This is a genomic window from Dyella kyungheensis (genome assembly GCF_016905005.1).
In the GTDB taxonomy this organism is placed as follows: Bacteria; Pseudomonadota; Gammaproteobacteria; order Xanthomonadales; family Rhodanobacteraceae; genus Dyella; species Dyella kyungheensis.
The window spans coordinates 57,775-76,068 of sequence record NZ_JADIKC010000008.1 but is presented as its reverse complement, the minus strand read 5'-3'; the positions used below and the strand labels follow the sequence as shown (position 1 = coordinate 76,068).

The window sequence follows — 18,294 nt, the reverse complement described above, 5'->3', positions numbered from 1 at the left end:
CAATGACAGCCCGCGTTGAGCGCGGTGCCAAGACCCCCGGGATTCTCGCCTCAGTATCCATTGCCCTCACCGTCATTCCGGCGCAGGCCGGAATCCAGTGGCCTCAGTGGACGGCTAGCGCCCAATGACAGCCAGCGTTGAGCGCGGCGCCAAGACCCAATGCATCGCCACTGGATTCCGGCCTGCGCCGGAATGACGAGTGGCAAGAATGGAGCTTTTAAACAAGCTCCGAGCGCGATCAAGCCTCGCAACGATCATAGATGCTTCAACTTGTCCGGATTACGCACCACGTAGATGCCCGCGATCTTCTCGCCGTCCGTATCCAGCGCCGTGGTCTGGTACTGGCCATCGGCTTCCAGCGTGATGAAGCCCGGCAAGCCGTTGATGTAAACGGTGCGGATCAACGTCGAGCGGTTCTTCAGCACAAGCGCCGCCAGGCGCTCCATGGCTTCCATCACCGCGCGGTAGCCCATGATGGGTTCGGCCACCGCGGGACGCTTTCCGCCGCCGTCGGCATGCAGGCTCACGTCCGCCGTCAGCAGCGTGCCCAGCGTGTTCAGATCACCCTCGCGTGAGGCCCGAAAGAATGCTTCGGCAATCTGCAACGCGCGCTTCTTTTCGATCTTGAAGCGTGGCCGCGCCTCCCGCACGTGATTGCGGGCCCGCGTGGCGAGCTGGCGGCAGGCGGTGGCGTCCCTGTCCAGGGTGGTCGCAATCTCCTCGAACGGCACGCCGAACACATCGTGCAACAGGAATGCCGCTCGTTCGAGTGGCGACAGGCGTTCGAGCACCAGCATCAACGGCAGGGTGATGTCGTCGTGGTCGACGTCTTCCACCAGCGGTTCGGGAAGCCACGTACCGACATAGATCTCGCGTTGATGGCGCGCAGACTTGAGCTGGTCGAGGCACAGGCGCGTCACGGTGCAGCGCAGATACGCCCCCGGTTCGCGCACCGCGAGCCGGTCCACCGCCATCCAGCGAATGAAGGCATCCTGCACGATGTCTTCGGCGTCGCCCACCGAGCCGAGCATCCGGTAGGCGACACGCAACAGTTTCGGGCGCATGGCATTGAAATCCAGCGCTGCGTCGTTCAAGTCTGCCCGGTTCATCACGCGGCCGCCCTGCTCGCCTTGATCACGGCGGGATCCACCCACAGTCCAAAGCCGACCGCGATGCGGTTCCAGCCGTTGATGATGTTGATGGTCAGGGTGAGCTTGACCTGCTCTTCTTCCGTGAACGCGGTTTTGAGGGCGTCGTAGGCGGCGGCATGGTCCTGGCCATCGGACAGGCGCGTCATGGCCTCGGTCCAGCCCAGCGCGGCGCGTTCCCGCTCGGAATAGCAAGGCGCCTCGCGCCACGCAGGCAACAAGGCGATGCGCTGCCCTGTCTCGCCGTTCTCGGTGGCTTCGACGTAGTGCAGGTTGATGCAGTTGGCGCAGCCGTTGATCTGCGAGGCGCGCAACTTCACCAGCTCGCACAGGCTGGGCTCGAAGCTGGCGGCCTCGGAGAGCGACATCATGGCCCGCTGCCACTCCTGCATCAGCACGGGTGCGGCCGCAAACAGGTTGATCTTGTCAGTCATTACGGAACTCCTTGGGGATGGTCCATAGACATGACGAACCGCCGCGCCCGGGCGTGACATGCGCCCATGGCCAAGGGCCTTGTCCGCTCAGCGACGGGCGCGACGAGGCAGCACCGCCATCGCCAGACAGGCCGCCAACCCCACCAGCACCAGATACACGAACCAGTCGCCCCAACGCCCATACAGCGTGGAGGTGTCGTGCAATGGCAGGTCGCCCACCAGCTCCGCATCGCGATGCTCGCTAGAGGCTTCCGCCACGACCCGGCCACGATCGTCGCTCAAGGTGAGGCGTCCGCCACGTGCCGCTCGCGCAATGGCGAACCCGCTCTCCACACCACGCATGATGGCCATGCGGCTGTGCAACCAGCCATCGACATCGAAATCCGATGCGGGAACCAGCAGCAATTGCGTATGACGCGACGCGTAGGCGTGCCCGGTGTCATGGAAGTCCATGTCCTTGCAGATGGCCAGGCCAGTGCGCGGGCTGCCGTCGAGCATGGTGTAGGTGTCGCCGGGCGTGTAGTGCTCGAGCCCCAGCAACAGGTGATGCTTGTTATAGGTGGCCGGGGACTGGGCACCGGGCTGGATCACCGAGAGCATGTTGCGCTCGGGCTGCGCGGCGTTCTTGAAATCGATGCCGGAGGCCACGATCAACCCGCGTAGTCCCGCCAGTTGTTTGAATGCGGGAATAGTCGGGTCTTGCGCACCGAACGAAGTCTCGGGAATCAACACGATCTTCGCGCCGGCATCGGCAAGGCGACCCATAGCGTCCGCGTAGCGCGACTGCAACGCCTGGCCTTCGGCACTGTCGGCAGAACGCATTGGACCCAGCAGCGAGGCCAGACCGATTCGCAGCGAGGAGGTGGCCGGTTCCTGCAAGCGCCAGCCGCCATAGACGACGGTAGCGACGACCGCCAGCGCCGCCAGCGCACCTGCGATTACGCGATCGCGACGCGGAGCGGGCGACCACGTCTGCGCAGCGATGGCAGCGGGCACCAGCAGCACCAGGAAACCGATGCCCCACAGGCCCGTCACCGCCGCGATCTGGATGACAGGCAGCGCGTCAGACTGGGTATAACCGATATTGAAGAACGTGGAGTGCGGCGACAGCAGGCTGATGACGTACTCGCAGGCGACCCACAGCGCCGGCACCGACAATACCGCCGCGACCGTGCGCCCACGCAGCAGCAGGTGCCGATACAGCAGCACGCACAGCGCCAGCATCACGCCGCCGACCAGGATGAAGCCAATGACAGGCAGCGTCGGCAAACCGACCGCCGCGTGCAAATAACTCCATACATTCAAACCGCCGGCGGCATAGGCCGCGAACCCAGCCAGCGCCGCCCATCGCGCACCCACGCGCGGCGCGAGCCACAACACCGGCAGCGGCGCCAGCCAGGCCAACCACCATTGCGGCTCCACGCCGCTGGCAAACCACCAGGCCAAAGCAGCCAACGCAGTGGCTGCGACTCCCACCGGCCATCCGACAGTGTCAGGCTTTGAGGCCATGGATCAACTTCTCCAGTGATTGTTGATAGAAGGCGCGAAACTGCTTTTCGTCGTAACTGAAACGTCCCGCGCGATAGAGCGCGATCAAGCCATGCTGCTGCGCCCAGATCGCCATGGCGACGTCGTGCGGATCGTCGTGTTTCAACGCACCACCCGCCATCGCATCGTTCACCGCATCGACCACCACGTTGAACGTCGGCGAAAGGCCGGCACGGAAATCCTCCGGATAGCGCCGTGCATCGTCGCGACGCACCGAAAAGGCGTGGTCGAACAGATGCGGATGCGCCAGCGCGTAATCCAGATAAGGCTCGGCGATCGCGATCAGCCGCTTGATCAGGTCACGGCTGCGCGAGCGCGCCTTCCATTCGTGCGCGACGGCGTTGAAGCTGTCGTCCGACAGCCGCTTCAGCAGCGCATCGCGATTGGGAAAGTGGCGATAGATCGCCATCGGGGTAATCCCCACGGCATCGGCCACGCGGCGCATCGTCACGGCCTCGACGCCCTCGCCATCGAACAGCTGATGGGCGGCACGGAGGATCTTCTCGGCGGTAGTCAGACGGGTCATGTATACAGTGTATACAAAGAATTCCGCCGGCCACAACGGGACTTCCGGGCTAGCCGTCGCCAACTGTGGAAGCGCACTTGTGCGCGACCGCGGCCCACCGGCACGCACCAGTCGCACACAAGTGCGCTCCCACCATGGGCTCCGAAAATAGGCTAGCGTGCCAACTTCATCGAAACGACCGCCGAACCATGAACATCAGACACGCCGACCAAGCAGAGATCGATGCACTCGCCCAGCTCTGGTACGACGGATGGCAGGACGCCCACGCACCTCTGTTGCCGGCAGAACTCACCCGGCTGCGCACGCGCGAGAGCTTCGCCCAGCGGCTCCAGGCGGCGCTTGGGCGCGTTCGCGTGGCCGGACCGGCGGGAGAACCCGCGGGCTTTTCCATCATCAAACGCGACGAGCTCTATCAGCTGTATGTCTCGGCCCAGCAGCGCGGTGCCGGCGTCGCGACAGCGCTCCTTGCCGATGCCGAGGCCGCACTTGCAGCCGATGGAACGAAGACCGCGTGGCTCACCTGCGCGATAGGCAACGGGCGCGCCGCGAGCTTCTATGAAAAGCATGGGTGGCAGCGCGCAGGCGCCGTGACCAGCCTGGTGGAAACTTCGGAGGGACCGTTCCCGCTGGAGGTCTGGCGCTACGAGAAACGCCTGGCTTGATGCCGGCGTCGGGAGGCGTGTGCCAGACGCCCCATGGATCGGCCAGAGTCACAGCGGCAGCGCATACGTCTGCTTCACCACCTGACTCGGCATATCCGTCTTCACGTTCTGGATGCCATTCGCACGGGTGAGATGGGTGGACTGAAAATGCCGGTACGCATCCAGGTCCGCCACCGCCACGCGCAACAGCGCATCGCTTTCGCCGAGCATGATGTAGCACTCCATCACTTGCGGCAGCAGCTTCATCGCGCCGATGAAGTGCTCGATCGTCTCCGCGTCCTGCGCGGTGAGCCAGACGCGCGTAAACAGCGTCAGGCCCGCGCCGACCATCGACGGGTTGAGGACGGTCACGTAGCGATCGATGACGCCGGCCTCTTCCAGCAAGCGGACTCTGCGCAGGCACGGTGAGGGGGAAAGGCCGACGGTGCGCGCGAGGTCCGTGTTCTGCAACCGCGCATCCTCCTGCAGTGCACGCAGAATCCGCTTGTCGATCGCGTCAAGCTTGATTGGCATATAAATTCACCTAAGAAGCCATTCCTGGCATTGGATGCCAGAAATAGGCGATTAGCTGGAATATTAGCAGCCAAATAGCGCCCGCGCGGACGTACCCTATTCGCCATGACTACCCATGCGCTAGGCCTGTTCGCCCTCACCGTGATCCCGCTTATCTGCGTCCCGGGACCGGACATGCTCTTCATTGTTTCCCAGGCGATCTCTGGCGCCACTGCCGGCTTGCGCGCCACGGCGGGGGTGTGCGCCGGCTATGTGATTCATTCGTTGCTGGTCGCGTTCGGCCTGGCTGCTGTCGTTGCTGCATCGCCTCTGCTGTTCGAAGCATTGCGTTGGGCCGGTGTGGGCTATCTGGTCTACCTGGCGTCGCAACTGCTCAAGTCAGCGATGAAACCGCAAACCGCTGGTTTGCCTAGCCGACGAATCGCGAATCCGTTCCGCAAGGGATTCTTGACTGCTGTCTTCAACCCCAAGGGAATGATGATTTACTTCGCGATACTCCCGCAGTTCATGCAGCACGATCAGCCAGCCGCGCAACAAGCCTTCGTGCTTTCCGCGATTTTCATCGGCTTGTGCGGTGTCATCTACAGCGCCCTCAGCGTCATCACTGCGGCGACGGGCGGGAAAGCGGGTGGCATCAGCGATCGTCGTCGTCGTTGTCTCGAAGGCGTCTCGGGCGGCGTCCTCATTGCCGCGGCGGCAAAACTCGCAAGCCGTTGAGTGCGCACCCGTAGCGCGTCAGAGCCGCTCCATGCGCAGCCACGACGGATCTCCCAGCCAGGCGCGTTGAAACGCCTGGCGCGCTGCAGCGGCTTCGTTCCCGCGTCCGAGCGCCTCCTCGCTTTGCGCCAGCCCATACAGCGCCCAGCCGTTCTGCGGCGTTTGCTTCAGCGCCGCCTGGAATGCTTGGCTGGCCTCGTCGTAGCGACCGGCCTGGAACAACGCCGCGCCGAGCGACTGGCTGACCGGGTAGTACCAGTACGCGGGTTCCTGGTACGGGATCTTTCGCTCCAGCGCGATGGCTTCCCGGTAATGATCGGCCGCCTCCACGAAACTGCCTTGGGCTTGCGCATATCGGCCTCGCGCAACGGCTTCGGCCAGCAGCAGCAAATCGGGCGCAGGCACGCCCTGCTCGATCATCGTCGCGAACGCATCGGAGCCGCGCAGCGTGGAGAGCGCCGCCATTTCGCGGTCGAACGCCGCACGATCCTGCCGCTGCGCATGAGCCACCGCGCGCGCGTAAAGGCGCATGGCGGCCGCATAGGGAAGACGCGAATCTGGCGGCGGCAACGCGAGGATCGCATCGGCCTGCGCAAACTGCGCCATCGCCAGATAGGGCGCCGCATCGATCGCTTGGATCCACGCGATGCGCGCGGAAGTATCCGGGTCGAGCACGGTACGCAAACGACGCGCCTCGTTGATGGCGGTATCCATATCGCCCGCCATCTGCGCCGAAGTGACGATGAAATGGATGTTGTGCGGGTAGTAGCCGTAGCGCACGAGGCTGTGATCGTCCGTGCGGCGAATGAGCGCCTCGTCCGACCGGGCCGCCGCAACGTTGATGCGAATGGCATCGGCGTACCGGCCCGTCAGTGCATAGATATGCGCCGGCATGTGGACGAGATGCCCCGCGCTGGGAGCGAGCGGCTTGGCCAATCGATCCGCGGCCGCCTCCGCGAGACGCGGGTTGGCGCTGTTCTCCATCAGATGAATGTAGAGGTGAGCCGCCTGCAGGTTCTCCGGATGCCGGGCAAGCACCGCCTCGACCAACCTGACCGCCTCACCGCTGCGTCCCACGGGCGTGCGCTTGTCGGCTTCCCAATAATTCCAGGGACTGGTGTCCATCACCGCCTCGGCAGCGAGCACGGCGACATCGTCGTCCTTCGGAAACCGGCGTGCGACATCGAGCATCGCATCCGCATAGGCCACATCGAGCGCAACACGGTCAGCCTTCGCATCGCGCGAATAGCGGCGCGCCATGGCATCGATCAGCCCCCGCCCGAGCGGCGATGCCTGCGCGCGTAGTGCGCGTGCCCGATCCATCGCGGCCAGCGCCGCATTCCGGTCGCGATCATCCATCGGCGCATTGATATTGGGACCCAACGCGAGCGCCTCGCCCCACCAGCACATCGCGCACGCTGGGTCGAGCCGCTGCGCCTCGCGGAACGAGCGCACCGCGCCGGCATGATTGAATCCGTAGGTGAGGATCAAGCCTTGATTGAAGTAGCGCCTGGCCTGCTCGCTTCGCGTCGTGATCGACAGCTGAGATGCGGTGAGATCGGCAAAGAGCGGCATCGGCGCAGCGGCGGCGCCCTTCGGTCCAGCGACCACCGAAGCGAACGCCAGACTGCGTGTCAGCGACGACGTGGCCGACCCGCCCCCACACATCGCCGTCACCAAAAGGCCGGGATCAAAAGCCCGCGCTTCCGAAGAGAAAGACGCGACCAGCGACGAGCTCGTGAGCACCACGCCTGCCCCCGCAAGTACCGTGTACTTCAATAGGTTGCGCATGACCCAAGCTCCGCGTTCAAACGTAGCGAGCGCGAGGTTACTCCCCCTGTCCGGCTTGTATATAACCTGAAAGAGGTGTCCCCGCGGCGTCCCAGCTCGCCTTGTCGGGTCGCAACGATTACGTCGAAAGCACGGTGCGAAGCCGATACTTCCGCCATGCCATCGCATCGGGGCAACATCCGGAACCGAGGTGAACAAGATGAGCTACGCCATCGTCTGGGAATTCCTGGTACCCGGGGATCAAACAGCATCCTTCGAAGCGGCCTACGGCCCCGACGGTCCCTGGTCCCAACTGTTTGCACGCGCCCCGGGCTTTCTTGAAGTAAGACTACTTCGCAGCCACGACCGCGCAGGCCGCTACCTCACCATCGACCGGTGGCAATCGGTCAACGCGTTCGAGAACTTCAAGAGGCATTTCGCGAAGGAATATCAGGAGCTGGATCGTCAACTGGAAGGGCTGGCTTCTTCCGAGGCACCTCTCGGGACGTTTGATGACATGCCCGAAACTGGCGGGGATTCTTGCTGATCGGACGCAAGGAGAGTTCTTACAATGGCAGCAGTCCAGCGGCCTGGTAGTTCTTGATCAGTGCATCAAAGAGTTTGATATCGGAACGACCGCGCGCCATCAGCTGCGCTCCCGCTACGGCAGCGAAAATGGCATGGGCGCGCTTCTTGGCATCCTTGGTACTCACGATGCCCGCCGCAACAAGCGTCTTGCTGAGCCACGCGACATTGACGTCAGTGAAGGTCTCGACCTCTTTCTTCACCGGGTCCGGCAGATCGTCGAACTCCGCCGTCATGAAACTACACAGGCAGATGCGATTGTCGTTTTCCAGCGACTTTCGAAACGTTCCGGGAAATCGCCGCAAGCGATCGGCCGGGTCTTGAGTCCTTGAAGACAGCACTTCCAGTCCTGCGGCCGCGTCCTCCCAGTAGCGCTTGGCAACCGCGGCGGCAAGATCGGCTTTGCTCGGGAAATGGTGGTAGAGGCTGGCAGCCTTGATCCCGACTTCTTCTGCAAGCGTCCGCAGGTTCAGTCCGCCGTAGCCATGTGCCTGCGCAATCTTTGTCGCAACGTCCAGGATCTTGTCCCTGGAACTTGTGCCTGTCTGGCTATCCACGAATCCATCCTCGATGAAATGAGCCACCCGGCAATCGTGGGGCTCATTGATTTGTTCACGTGCGGCCCTTGGTCGGCTGAGCCCGATCAACGGGAGCGTCTCGCCGTACTCACGCGCCGCACAAGCGAGGCCTCTTCGCGATGCCGGTTCAGCTTTCTCACGATCCATTCTCTCAAGAGCCAAAGCCAACGCCAAACCCAGCCGCGCGAAAAGTGGTTGACGGGATCGTAGCATGATGCTTATCCTTCAACCTAACGAGCGTTAGGTAGGCCGGCTCCCTAGCCTTGTTGACCCTATCCAACAAGCCGAGATCCCCCTATGAGCACCGAACTTGTCTACCAAGATGCAACCAAACTCGCTGAGCTGATCCGCACCAAGGAAGTTTCACCGGTGGAGGTCATGCAGGCGCACATCGACCGCATCCACCTGACGAATCCCAAGCTCAATGCCATCGTTGCTGTCGCCGACGATGCGCTGAAAGCGGCGAAGGTGTCCGAAGCCGCCGTCCTGGCGGGTGAGAAACTTGGGCCGCTGCATGGCGTTCCCTTTACGGCGAAGGATTCCTTCGATACGGCCGGCGTACTCACCCAATTGGGCTCGCCGATCTTCAAGGGACGCATTCCCGACACCGACGCGACCGGCATTGCGCGGATGAAGAAGGCCGGCGGCATCCTTCTCGCCAAGACCAATCTTCCCGAGTTCTCCTACTGGATCGAGAGCGACAATTTGCTCTCGGGCCGCACGCTCAATCCCTGGAACCTTGATCGCACCCCCGGCGGATCGAGTGGCGGCGAGTCGGCAGCCATCGCGGCGGGCATGTCGCCCATCGGTCTTGCGACTGACGTTGCCATCTCTGTCCGCGGTCCCGCCGCGTTGACCGGCGTCATCGGCCTCAAGGCAACCCATGGACGGATCCCGATGACCGGCATCTGGCCGCGCGTGCCGCGTCGCTTCTGGCACGCCGGTCCCATGGCCCGTTCGGTTCGCGATATTGCACTCGCTTATGCGCTCCTGGCAGGTCCGGACGGCGCTGACGGCTTCTCCACCAGCCCACTCAGCCTGGACGCCGGCGTGGGCACCGTGCCGAACCGACCGGTCCGCGTCGGCTGGCTCGTTGAGCCGGGATTTGGCGCGATCGACAACGATGTGGCAGCCACCGTCAAGGCGGCGGCTGAGGCGTTGAAGGCCGCGGGCGTCATCGTGGAAGAAGTGCGCATCCCCGTGCTGGAGCAGATCAACGCGCTCGAACTTCTTTGGAAGGTCCAGGCGATGGAGACAAAACCCGCTTTCAGGAAGGCGACAGCCGGACACGAAGCGCTGATCTACAAACATGTCCAGGGCGTCTTCGACACTCCCGACACGTCGATCGAAGATTTCGTCATTGCCGAACAACAGATCGAGACGATGCGTGACGGCTTCGCTCAGTACTTCGCCCGCTATGACGCGCTGCTCTGCCCCGTGACGCCGGTGCCCGCACATGCTCACGACGCAGCGGAGTTCGTCATCAACGGTCAGACGGTCTCTTCCTTGCACGTGATGGATGCGACCGCACCGCTGAGTGTCACCGGGCTACCTGGCTTGTCGCTGCGCTTTGGCACGAGCAAGGATGGTCTGCCGATCGGTGTGCAGCTCGTGTCGCCGTGGTTTGCCGAATCCACGATTCTGCACCTGGGTTCGCTGCTGGAAAGCCTGAGCCCTGTCCGAGACCTTCACCCCAGCCTGGCCAACATGGGCATCGTGTCGTAACAGCATTCCCCGCGCGGTCAACGGCCTTTGATTGGGCCGAGTCAGCGATGGCTCGGCCCGGTTGCCGCGAAGATATGAAGCCCCGTTGCCGGTCAGCCCGGTGTTCCTTGACGGGTAGTCGGAGCACCTCACAGAATCCGGAGTCGCCCCACTGCAGGGTCTATGAGAGTCGGGCCTTATGAAGAATGCTCCACCCGGATACGCGTGTCCGTTCTGCGGCATTGCTGAGACGCTTCCATCGCCGGCCCAGGAATCAGCCGTTGTCCTGGTGGATGCCAACGTGTTCGCTTTGGTTCCGACTCACCACTACGCCGGAATAAAGGGCAACTGCCTCGTGATACCTCGGGGCCACTATGAGAACGTATTGGACATCCCGGACGATCTTGGCATCGACTTCTTTCGTGCCACGCGTCGCCTGGCGAACGCGATGCGCCATGCCTTCGGCTGCGAAGGCATCTCCACTCGCCAACACAACGGTCCCGCCGGGAACCAGGATGTGTGGCACTACCATCTTCATGTATTTCCTCGCTACTCCAATGACGGGCTGTACGGGGGAAGGAAAGTGCCCTACACCACCGAGGAGCGCATTGAGTTGGCAGCCAGTCTGCGGGCCGCCTTGCAGTAGCGGAATACGGGGCGGAGATAGCTAAGTTCGATCAGTTCGCGGCACGCACGGACATACGACTTAACTACCCCCGCCCCTTTGCGACAGGCACGTTTAGTGACTGAGCATCAAATCGGTAATCACACCGGTGCTGATGGCAACCAGCAGAAAGTCGCCATTGTCGCTGCGAACCCAGTGATAACCGCGGGGCGGCTCACGCAAATGCTCGGAGTGCCAGTCGGACACGACATAGCGATTGTCGCGGTATTCCCGCGGAACCGTGCCGCCCTTCTTGTACCAACCTTCCTTGGCACCGCGATCGTGCATTACCGCGTTTTCCCGATGCTGGTCATTGCCGGGATGATCGTGCTCCTGGGCCATGGCTGCATTCGAAAGCAGCAGCGCGGCGCCCAGCGCCAGTGCGAGTGTCGGTTTCTTCATAAGATGGATCCTTGCTCAAAGTGTTTTCGAAGTAGCGAGTTTTAGTCCATGACGGCACGCATGCCGTGGGCCGACACTCACTTTCAGTAGGTCACGGTCGTGTGACATTGATGTGGATGTCGCGGCGGCCATTCATCGCTGGATCTTGCGTATTTCATCCTGTGGCGCGCACAGCGAAAAAGTAAGTCTCTTAAACGCCAGCTTTTCATCGATCCATTCGAACGCGTGAGCAGAAAGCCATGGCAAACGACATGCCGGATGCGTGCCATCGCTTCGAAATTACTTTCGACCAGCGGGGTAATAGTCGTTCGGTCCAAACCGTCCAGGCGCCGGAAATGGCGCCGGGGACGGTCAGTACATAGCCATGCCTGCGTTACAGCAGCTTCGGCGGCAACTCACGTTAGCCGCCGAAGCCAGACACCATTACTGGTCGATTCTCACTTCGACACGCCGGTTCGGAGCAAGACACGCCACCAGTTGCGCATGCGGTCCATCGGGGCAATCCTTCACCGGGTCGCTCTCACCTCGCCCTTCTACCTGGATCTTCGACGACGGCAGGCCGTCCTGCACGAGAACGTCCATCACCGCCTGTGCCCTGCGTTCGGACAGCCGTTGGTTGCTGGCTGCGCTGCCGAGACGATCCGTATAGCCGGTGACGTGGATGCTCCGCACCTGGTCGCCGTGCGCACGCAACGCTGTGGCCAGGTTCGCCAATGCGTTGCGTCCCTCAGGCGTGATATCCGCCTTGCCAAATGCGAAGAGCGCATCGGCTGAAAGCGTGAAGTGCTGCGGCATCTCTTCCCTGGACGGAGCAGCGGGCTTCTGCTCCACGAGCAGCGCGGCGCACGATTCGGGTTTCCAGTAGAAGCTGCGCGCGACCTTGCCATCGTCGAACAGCACCTTGTACTGGCATACCGTTACGTCGTCGCTATCGGGCTTGCGGAAGTTGAACACGTAATTCCACTCGCGCACGCCCCACACGCCTTCGCTGAAGTGCGGATAGCCGATCAGGTCGGAGACTTGTTGCTTGTTGAGGCCCGCGCGCATCTGCCGCAAGTTGGCGAGATTCGGGAAGGTGCCGCCCTTGTGCATGGGCGTGACCTGATCGGGTGTCGGCCACACCAGTTCGCCGGCCGAGTGGCCGTCCTTGGCCACGTCGTGGCTGACGTTGCCGCAAGCGGCCAGTGCGAGTGTGGCGGCGATGGCCACGCTGATCTGTTTCCATGACTTATGCATATTGATGACTCCTGGATGCTTTCGGGAGGCGCCCCGGCGCATGGCGCCGAGCGGCGCCCATTACCAGACCACGCCCGCGCCCACGCCCGCGCCGGCATCGCCGCGCGAGTTGGTGGTGGCGTTGAGCTTGAACACGTAGCGACCGCTTTCGGTGATGGTGGACACGCCAATGGCAATACCGGTTTCACCGTGGAATGCACCGAGCGAAACCGCGGCCGAACTCTGATTCGGCTGATAAGCCTGTGGCAGGCTCGCCAGCGCCATCGCCGAGGCAATGCCCGCATTGGCACGGTTACCGATTTGATTGAGCTGGCGGTCGACGGTTTGGAAGCGTTGGTCGACGTAATCCTTCGACCAGTTCTCGGCCTGGTTGATGGCTTCGCCGAGCTGGCCCACGTTCACTGCATCGGTGGCATTCACACCGTTGGCCACGTTGGTGATGGTGCGTTCATTGCCGGGCGAACCGACTGACACCGCGTTGCTGGTGGACGCCACCGAACCCGCGCCGATGGCAACACTGTTGTCACCCGTGGCACTGGAACCGCTGCCGACCGCCGTGCTGTTGTTGCCCGACGCCGTGGAGCCGGCACCCGCCGCGGTGGAGTTGTTGCCCGATGCTGTGGAACCGGCGCCAGCCGCGGTGGAGTTGTTGCCCGTCGCCGACGCCACCGTCGTGTTGTTGGTGCTCGTCTGGTAGGTGTTGTTCACCGTGGTGGTACCGCCGCCGCCACCGCCACCACTCGACGGCGGCAGATTGTTGACGACGTTGGCGAGGTTGTTGAACTGCGTGTACAGCGAGTTCAACGACTGATTGGTCGCATACAGCTGCGAGCCGTTGATCGCATCCGTGCTGCTGCCACTGATACGACCTGCCGCCACGTTGGTGAGCGTACGTTCCGCACCCACGGTGCCGACGCTCACCGTCGCTCCCGGCGTGGTGCCGGCGAAGTTGTAGGTGGTGCCGCCGATGGTGGCACTGGTCGTGCCCACGGCCGCATCGGTCACCGATCCGGCACCCAGGGCCACACTGCCGGCAAAGGCCGCCTGCGAACCCGCACCCAAGGCCATCGCCTGGATGCCATTGGAGGTAGCGTTGGTGCCGAGCGCGACGCCATCGGCGAGATTCACCGTGGCGTTCTGGCCGATCGCCGTACCGCCCGGCGCGGTCTGCTGCACGATCGCGCCATTGCCCATGCCGATGCCGTTATCGCCGTTCACCGTGGTCTGAGGACCGATGGCGACCGACTCCGCGCCCACCGCCAGCGAATCGGATGCGGTGGAGTTGGCGTGGAAGTACTTGATCGGCGTGACCGAGAACGAACTCATCGCGCCCTTGAGCTGGCGCAACGTCACCGCATCCTGATCCAGCGTGCCGTCCGCCACATTGGTGATCTGGCGGAAATCGGTGGCGTTGCCCACCGAGACCGCGCCGAGCAGATTGCGATCGGTGGTGTTGTAGGGAATGGTGTTGGTACCCACAGTGATGGAGCCGGAAGTCGGTGCGATGGCGCGATCGGAGACCGCGCCCGAGCCCAGCGCCACGCCGCCAAGCACCGAGACGTTGCTGTTCTGACCCAGCGCGGTGCCGTTGTCTGCGGTGGCCGCTGCGCCCACGCCTGCGGCGAGCGCGTTGATGCCGGTTGCGCCGTTGTTGGCGTAGTTGCCGCCCTGCACACCGTTGTCGTTGACGCTGTAGTAGTGCGTGGCGCCAGCGGTGACCGCGTTGCTCAGGTTGTCCACCGCCTGGTTCGTGGCGAACAACTGCGAGCCGTTGATCGCATCCGTGCTCGACCCATTCACTTGTCCCGCCGCCACATTGGTGATCGTGCGCTCATTGCCCACGCTGCCCACGCTGACCGTACTGAGCGGCGTCGCGCCGGCATAGGTGTAGGTAGTTCCCGCGACCGTGCCACTGCCGGTCTGCACCACGGCACCCGTGCTTGCACCGGAACCCAACGCCACGTCGCCCGGGTTGGTGGCCGCGACGGCGCCATTGCCGATCGACACCGCGTTGGTGGTACTGGCGGTAGACACCGGCCCCACCGCGACGCTGTTCGCGCCGATGGCCTGCGAGTCGGCCAGGATGGAGTTGGCATGGAAGTACTTGATACCACCGCCGCCAGCCACCGAACCGTCGATCTGGTCGAACACCTGCTGCAGCGAGGTATACGTCGTGCCGCCATAGCTGACATTGGTGGTCACGGCGCCCGTGGTCGGGTTGTAGGTGGTGCCACCGCCGATGCTGGTGGCGATGGTGTTGCCGAGGTTGGTCACCGTGCTGCCCACTGTATTCACCGCCTGGTTGGTGGCGAACAACTGCGAGCCGTTGATGGCATCCGTGCTGGAACCGCTGATGCGGCCCGCAGCGACGTTGGTGATGGTGCGCTCCGTATTCAACGCACCCACGCTCACCGTGCTGGTCGGCGTCGTGCCGGCGAAGTTGTACGTGGTGCCGTTGATGGTGGTGTTGGCGGTTTGCACGGCGGCTGCCGTGGTCGAGCCCGAGCCCAGCGCGACATCGTTCGCGTTGTTGGCGGTGGCTGCGTTGCCGAACGCCACCGCACCTGCGGCCAGTGCGCTGCTGCCATTGCCCACGGCCACCGAGCCAACGCCCTGCGCATTGTTGGTGTTGCCGATCGCCACCGCGCCATCGCCGTTGGCGGTGTCGTTGGCACCCGTAGCTACCGCACCGTTGCCGTTGGCGGAGTTCGGATCGCCAATGGCGACCGCGCCGTTGCCGTTGACCACCTGGCCCTCGCCGATCGCCACGGCACCCGTGCCGCCATTGACCTGCGAGCTGTGACCCATCGCCACCGAACCAGTGCCCGCGCCCGCGGCCACGGTATTGCTGTTGCCGATAGCGACGGTGGAACCGGCCAGCGCCTGCGACAGCGCACCGACGGCCGTGGCGCCGCTCGCGCCTGCATTGGCCTGCGTGCCGACCGCCACCGCGTTGAGGGCATTGGCGGTAACGCTGGTACCCAGCACCACCGCGTTGGTGCCGGACGCCGTGGAGCTGTTGCCCAGGGCAATCGCACCGGTGCCGGTGGCATTCGTATCAACACCGAACGCGGACGAGCTGCCCATCGTGGCATGCGTGTCGAAGCCCACGGCGGCAGCGTTGCTGTTGATGGCGCTCGACTCTGCGCCGATCGAAATCGCATTGGTGCCAGACGCCATGGCACCTGCAGTGCTGTCACCTCCGATCGCGATGGAAGCGACGCCAGAGGATTTTGTCGTCATGCCGAGAGCGATCGCACCGGTCTGGCTCGCATTCGCCTGCAAGCCCATGCCGATGGCATAGGTGCCCGAGGAGTTCACATCCGTGCCGATGGCGATGGCCGACTCGGCCGATGCGCCGGTTCCGGTCGTGCGGGCACCCAGATAGATCGCGTTGAGCGCCGTTGCATACGCTTGCCAGCCCACCGCGGTCGCGTGGGCAAACAGGCTTTGCGTCGACAGGCCGACAGCCGTTGCGCCCTCGCCGGTGGCATTGGTAAAGCCACCCAGGGCAGTGGCCTGACCGTTGTTCACCTGCGCGGACGTACCCAGCGCAACGGCATTCAAGGCACCTACCGCTTTGGATACGCTACCGATGACGACGCTGTTGGCCGAGTTCACATCGGCCGAGGCATGCGTGCCAATGGCGACGCTGCTGGTCGAGGCTGACGATGCGCCATCGCCTTGCGCAATCGCCGAAGCACCCGTGGCGTTGGCGATGATGCCGATGGCCATCGCGTTGCTCGCCGTGGATACCGCCTGGGTTCCAAAGGCAATCGAGGAGTTGCCGGAAGCGGTGACGTCGGTGCCAACGCCGATGGCGCTATTGGCCAGCGCGCCCGTACCTGCCGCGGTACGCGCTCCGATATAAATGGAATTGATAAAGGCGGCATTGGCCTGAAAGCCGAGCGCCACGCCATTCTGCCCCGTACTTTGCGCGTTGTATCCCACCGCGACCGCACCCAGTACGGACGCGTTGGAGATCGAACCGAGCGCAGTCGCGCCGACCCCACTGGCGGTGGCGCCGAAGCCCATGCATGAGGCCGTGCTGTTATAGGCGTTGAAGGGCGATGGGTTGCAGTCCACCGACTGCGCATGCGCCGGCAAGACCCAGCCGATCCCGCCCGCGGCAGCCAGCAAGATCAAGATTCCCGGTCGTGGCCGCGACAACGGTGAGCGCCCATCCGCTCGCTGCCCCTGTCCACCACTGCGCTGGCACGAGGCCAGTTCCGAAACCACCACGAGCTGACTCAGCGCGCGGCTCCATACTTTCCGATAGATCTTGTTCATGCCTGGCTCCCTTATGGCTCAAATGGCATCAGGGATGCGGTCAGGACAAAGTGCTGGGCGCAGTCGACCTACCGCGCACGCGGCAGCCTCGTGCACAGGGCAAAACGACACCCTGCGCCCACGCATTCGCATGAACGTTTTTTTAAAGGTCAGGAATCGAGTCGATGCGCTCGGCTACTAAGAACCCTGCACAGCCCCTGTTTTATGACGAAGACTCAAACGAAACGGCATGACTGGGGAAATCGGCCTGATTCGCTTCGTTCCGTTGATGCGACAACCGCGTCATCAAGCAACACTTGACGCGCAGCCCCCCTGGAAATACCCGGACTGTTTCAAACTGAATTGCAGCTGTCGCGCCCGAAGGATGGCACCACAAGGAGAAACTTGTGAGTGGCGATCGACGAAATAAATATGAACTCCATCACAATTTGTATCGATCTATCTTACGATTGCGCATCTCGTGAAAAGTGCATGAAGACTTTTTCGCCAACGGTAATAGAGCACTGAGCACACGCTGCGTCAGGTGACGATTTTCAGCAGCTGGCGAGCGCCTGCGCAGCGCACCTGCCGGCGCACCGCGCGATGGAACGAAGTGACAGGATCTGCTTGCGCCAGGTCAGATCGACCCGCAAGTATTTGAGGCGGCCGTTCGCTCTACGGCCGATGCAGTTGCCGCAACCCTGCTGCTGAGCAGCTCCGTTACGGATTGAAGGAGGCTATATCGCCAAGCGCATCGAGAATCCGCTGCGCGGGATGGTCGCTTCTGACGGAGTGCTGCTTTGGTACGAATAGCGCCGATGCTCTATTTCGATGGTGGTCTGAATAGCGCTATCGGCCAAAGCCGAAAACCCAGCGAAAACCGGGATCAGAGTGAGATGGCCCAAGTTTGGGCCTGAGACAGCTAGGCCTACCTAATTGTCCCTGACACCATTTTTCCAAACCGAACGCCGCCCCCGCTTGCGCTCACCAGAACTGGCACTAGTTGAGCGGTGCGACAGTTCCATCCCAGACGTAGAACCTGCCGTTGAACTTAGCGGCAAATACCCTGTAGAGCTGGCCAGGATGAAAACCGGTACCACCGTTTCCTGGCGCAGGTGATACGACCTGAATCTGGCGATCCTTGAACGCTCCGGGTAGTTCTGCCAGCACATGGGTCGCCTTCAGCGTCCAGACGGACTGCCCCGGAACGCTGTCATCCTCTCGGCGAATCAACTGCGCATCGAACAACAGGCCGCCTTGCACATTGGAGGGCACCCTTCCGTCAGCGGCCGCCAACAGCTCCGACCTTCCCTCCTTGATTTCATCCGGCGTCAGGCTGACCGAGAGACGCCCGCCATCCAGTGCCATGCGGCAAGGCGTGCCCGCCTGATGTAGCGGGACCAGACACTCGGGCTGCGCCGCCGCCATAGGCGAGTAATGCAGCGCACCCAGGACCAACATCAGACACAAGCGAGACACACGCATCGATGGGCACTCCTTCAGAAGCCTGGTGATAGAAGCCTGGTGATCAAAGCCGG

At 63.1% G+C, this 18,294-nt stretch carries 16 protein-coding genes; 5 read left to right on the top strand and 11 right to left on the bottom strand.

Features of this window, described 5'->3' with window-relative positions:
• Positions 1 to 254: 254 nt before the first annotated feature.
• From ISP20_RS17700 to ISP20_RS17685, 4 genes are all read right to left on the bottom strand, one after another.
• Positions 255 to 1,109 (bottom strand): sigma-70 family RNA polymerase sigma factor, encoded by an 855-nt coding sequence (locus ISP20_RS17700; protein WP_204637455.1) that lies wholly within the window; start codon positions 1,107 to 1,109, stop codon positions 255 to 257.
• On the bottom strand, positions 1,109 to 1,582 hold the full coding sequence (locus ISP20_RS17695) for a carboxymuconolactone decarboxylase family protein (RefSeq protein WP_204637454.1): 474 nt from the start codon (positions 1,580 to 1,582) through the stop codon (positions 1,109 to 1,111). Before ISP20_RS17695 ends, ISP20_RS17700 begins: the two co-directional genes overlap by 1 nt.
• Before the next feature lie 87 nt (positions 1,583 to 1,669).
• The gene (locus ISP20_RS17690; protein WP_204637453.1) at positions 1,670 to 3,091 is read right to left on the bottom strand and encodes a nitrilase-related carbon-nitrogen hydrolase; all 1,422 of its coding nucleotides are present in this window, start codon (positions 3,089 to 3,091) and stop codon (positions 1,670 to 1,672) included.
• Entirely contained in the window at positions 3,075 to 3,656 is a 582-nt protein-coding gene (locus tag ISP20_RS17685; RefSeq protein WP_204637452.1) for a TetR/AcrR family transcriptional regulator, read from the bottom strand. The genes ISP20_RS17690 and ISP20_RS17685 overlap by 17 nt, the downstream gene beginning before the upstream one ends.
• A gap of 188 nt (positions 3,657 to 3,844) precedes the next feature.
• On the opposite strand from ISP20_RS17685, the gene ISP20_RS17680 reads away from it, so the two are divergent.
• Complete coding sequence (locus ISP20_RS17680) at positions 3,845 to 4,318, top strand: GNAT family N-acetyltransferase (RefSeq protein ID WP_204637451.1); 474 nt, start codon at positions 3,845 to 3,847, stop codon at positions 4,316 to 4,318.
• A gap of 48 nt (positions 4,319 to 4,366) precedes the next feature.
• Here the strand turns inward: ISP20_RS17680 and ISP20_RS17675 are convergent, their stop codons facing one another.
• Complete coding sequence (locus ISP20_RS17675; RefSeq protein ID WP_204637450.1) at positions 4,367 to 4,831, bottom strand: Lrp/AsnC family transcriptional regulator; 465 nt, start codon at positions 4,829 to 4,831, stop codon at positions 4,367 to 4,369.
• Positions 4,832 to 4,936: 105 nt separating this feature from the next.
• Here ISP20_RS17675 and ISP20_RS17670 point away from each other — a divergent pair, with 105 nt between their 5' ends.
• Complete coding sequence (locus ISP20_RS17670) at positions 4,937 to 5,548, top strand: LysE family translocator (protein ID WP_204637449.1); 612 nt, start codon at positions 4,937 to 4,939, stop codon at positions 5,546 to 5,548.
• Between the two features lie 18 nt (positions 5,549 to 5,566).
• Here ISP20_RS17670 and ISP20_RS17665 read toward each other — a convergent pair whose 3' ends face one another.
• A complete protein-coding gene (locus tag ISP20_RS17665) occupies positions 5,567 to 7,537 on the bottom strand; it encodes a tetratricopeptide repeat protein (RefSeq protein WP_204637448.1) in 1,971 nt (656 codons plus the stop codon).
• A gap of 1 nt (position 7,538) precedes the next feature.
• Here ISP20_RS17665 and ISP20_RS17660 point away from each other — a divergent pair, with 1 nt between their 5' ends.
• Positions 7,539 to 7,865 (top strand): antibiotic biosynthesis monooxygenase family protein, encoded by a 327-nt coding sequence (locus ISP20_RS17660; RefSeq protein ID WP_204637447.1) that lies wholly within the window; start codon positions 7,539 to 7,541, stop codon positions 7,863 to 7,865.
• 19 nt (positions 7,866 to 7,884) lie between these two features.
• Here ISP20_RS17660 and ISP20_RS17655 read toward each other — a convergent pair whose 3' ends face one another.
• Positions 7,885 to 8,694, bottom strand: a complete 810-nt coding sequence (locus tag ISP20_RS17655; protein WP_204637446.1) for a TetR/AcrR family transcriptional regulator — start codon at positions 8,692 to 8,694, stop codon at positions 7,885 to 7,887.
• 84 nt (positions 8,695 to 8,778) lie between these two features.
• Between ISP20_RS17655 and ISP20_RS17650 the strand changes: the two genes are divergently transcribed.
• Complete coding sequence (locus tag ISP20_RS17650) at positions 8,779 to 10,206, top strand: amidase (protein ID WP_204637445.1); 1,428 nt, start codon at positions 8,779 to 8,781, stop codon at positions 10,204 to 10,206.
• Positions 10,207 to 10,384: 178 nt separating this feature from the next.
• Positions 10,385 to 10,831: an HIT family protein gene (locus ISP20_RS17645; protein WP_204637444.1), complete on the top strand. Its 447-nt coding sequence runs from the start codon at positions 10,385 to 10,387 to the stop codon at positions 10,829 to 10,831.
• Between the two features lie 93 nt (positions 10,832 to 10,924).
• On the opposite strand, the gene ISP20_RS17640 is transcribed toward ISP20_RS17645, so the two are convergent.
• The 4 genes from ISP20_RS17640 to ISP20_RS17625 form a co-directional block, all read right to left on the bottom strand.
• The gene (locus ISP20_RS17640; protein ID WP_204637443.1) at positions 10,925 to 11,251 is read right to left on the bottom strand and encodes an RcnB family protein; all 327 of its coding nucleotides are present in this window, start codon (positions 11,249 to 11,251) and stop codon (positions 10,925 to 10,927) included.
• Between the two features lie 423 nt (positions 11,252 to 11,674).
• The gene (locus ISP20_RS17635) at positions 11,675 to 12,487 is read right to left on the bottom strand and encodes an OmpA family protein (RefSeq protein ID WP_204637442.1); all 813 of its coding nucleotides are present in this window, start codon (positions 12,485 to 12,487) and stop codon (positions 11,675 to 11,677) included.
• A gap of 60 nt (positions 12,488 to 12,547) precedes the next feature.
• Entirely contained in the window at positions 12,548 to 16,777 is a 4,230-nt protein-coding gene (locus ISP20_RS17630) for a YadA-like family protein (protein WP_204637441.1), read from the bottom strand.
• Positions 16,778 to 17,755: 978 nt separating this feature from the next.
• Positions 17,756 to 18,241, bottom strand: a complete 486-nt coding sequence (locus tag ISP20_RS17625; RefSeq protein WP_204637440.1) for a hypothetical protein — start codon at positions 18,239 to 18,241, stop codon at positions 17,756 to 17,758.
• Positions 18,242 to 18,294 lie beyond the last annotated feature (53 nt).

What these genes read in the sequence shown, in the direction of transcription:
- ISP20_RS17635 (WP_204637442.1), bottom strand. Translation starts at nt 12,487, where the DNA reads ATGCATAAGTCATGGAAACAGATCAGCGTGGCCATCGCCGCCACACTC.
- ISP20_RS17695 (WP_204637454.1), bottom strand. Translation starts at nt 1,582, where the DNA reads ATGACTGACAAGATCAACCTGTTTGCGGCCGCACCCGTGCTGATGCAG.
- ISP20_RS17700 (WP_204637455.1), bottom strand. Translation starts at nt 1,109, where the DNA reads ATGAACCGGGCAGACTTGAACGACGCAGCGCTGGATTTCAATGCCATG.
- ISP20_RS17625 (WP_204637440.1), bottom strand. Translation starts at nt 18,241, where the DNA reads ATGCGTGTGTCTCGCTTGTGTCTGATGTTGGTCCTGGGTGCGCTGCAT.
- ISP20_RS17650 (WP_204637445.1), top strand. Translation starts at nt 8,779, where the DNA reads ATGAGCACCGAACTTGTCTACCAAGATGCAACCAAACTCGCTGAGCTG.
- ISP20_RS17660 (WP_204637447.1), top strand. Translation starts at nt 7,539, where the DNA reads ATGAGCTACGCCATCGTCTGGGAATTCCTGGTACCCGGGGATCAAACA.
- ISP20_RS17640 (WP_204637443.1), bottom strand. Translation starts at nt 11,251, where the DNA reads ATGAAGAAACCGACACTCGCACTGGCGCTGGGCGCCGCGCTGCTGCTT.
- ISP20_RS17655 (WP_204637446.1), bottom strand. Translation starts at nt 8,694, where the DNA reads ATGCTACGATCCCGTCAACCACTTTTCGCGCGGCTGGGTTTGGCGTTG.
- ISP20_RS17630 (WP_204637441.1), bottom strand. Translation starts at nt 16,777, where the DNA reads ATGAACAAGATCTATCGGAAAGTATGGAGCCGCGCGCTGAGTCAGCTC.
- ISP20_RS17675 (WP_204637450.1), bottom strand. Translation starts at nt 4,831, where the DNA reads ATGCCAATCAAGCTTGACGCGATCGACAAGCGGATTCTGCGTGCACTG.
- ISP20_RS17685 (WP_204637452.1), bottom strand. Translation starts at nt 3,656, where the DNA reads ATGACCCGTCTGACTACCGCCGAGAAGATCCTCCGTGCCGCCCATCAG.
- ISP20_RS17670 (WP_204637449.1), top strand. Translation starts at nt 4,937, where the DNA reads ATGACTACCCATGCGCTAGGCCTGTTCGCCCTCACCGTGATCCCGCTT.
- ISP20_RS17645 (WP_204637444.1), top strand. Translation starts at nt 10,385, where the DNA reads ATGAAGAATGCTCCACCCGGATACGCGTGTCCGTTCTGCGGCATTGCT.
- ISP20_RS17690 (WP_204637453.1), bottom strand. Translation starts at nt 3,091, where the DNA reads ATGGCCTCAAAGCCTGACACTGTCGGATGGCCGGTGGGAGTCGCAGCC.
- ISP20_RS17680 (WP_204637451.1), top strand. Translation starts at nt 3,845, where the DNA reads ATGAACATCAGACACGCCGACCAAGCAGAGATCGATGCACTCGCCCAG.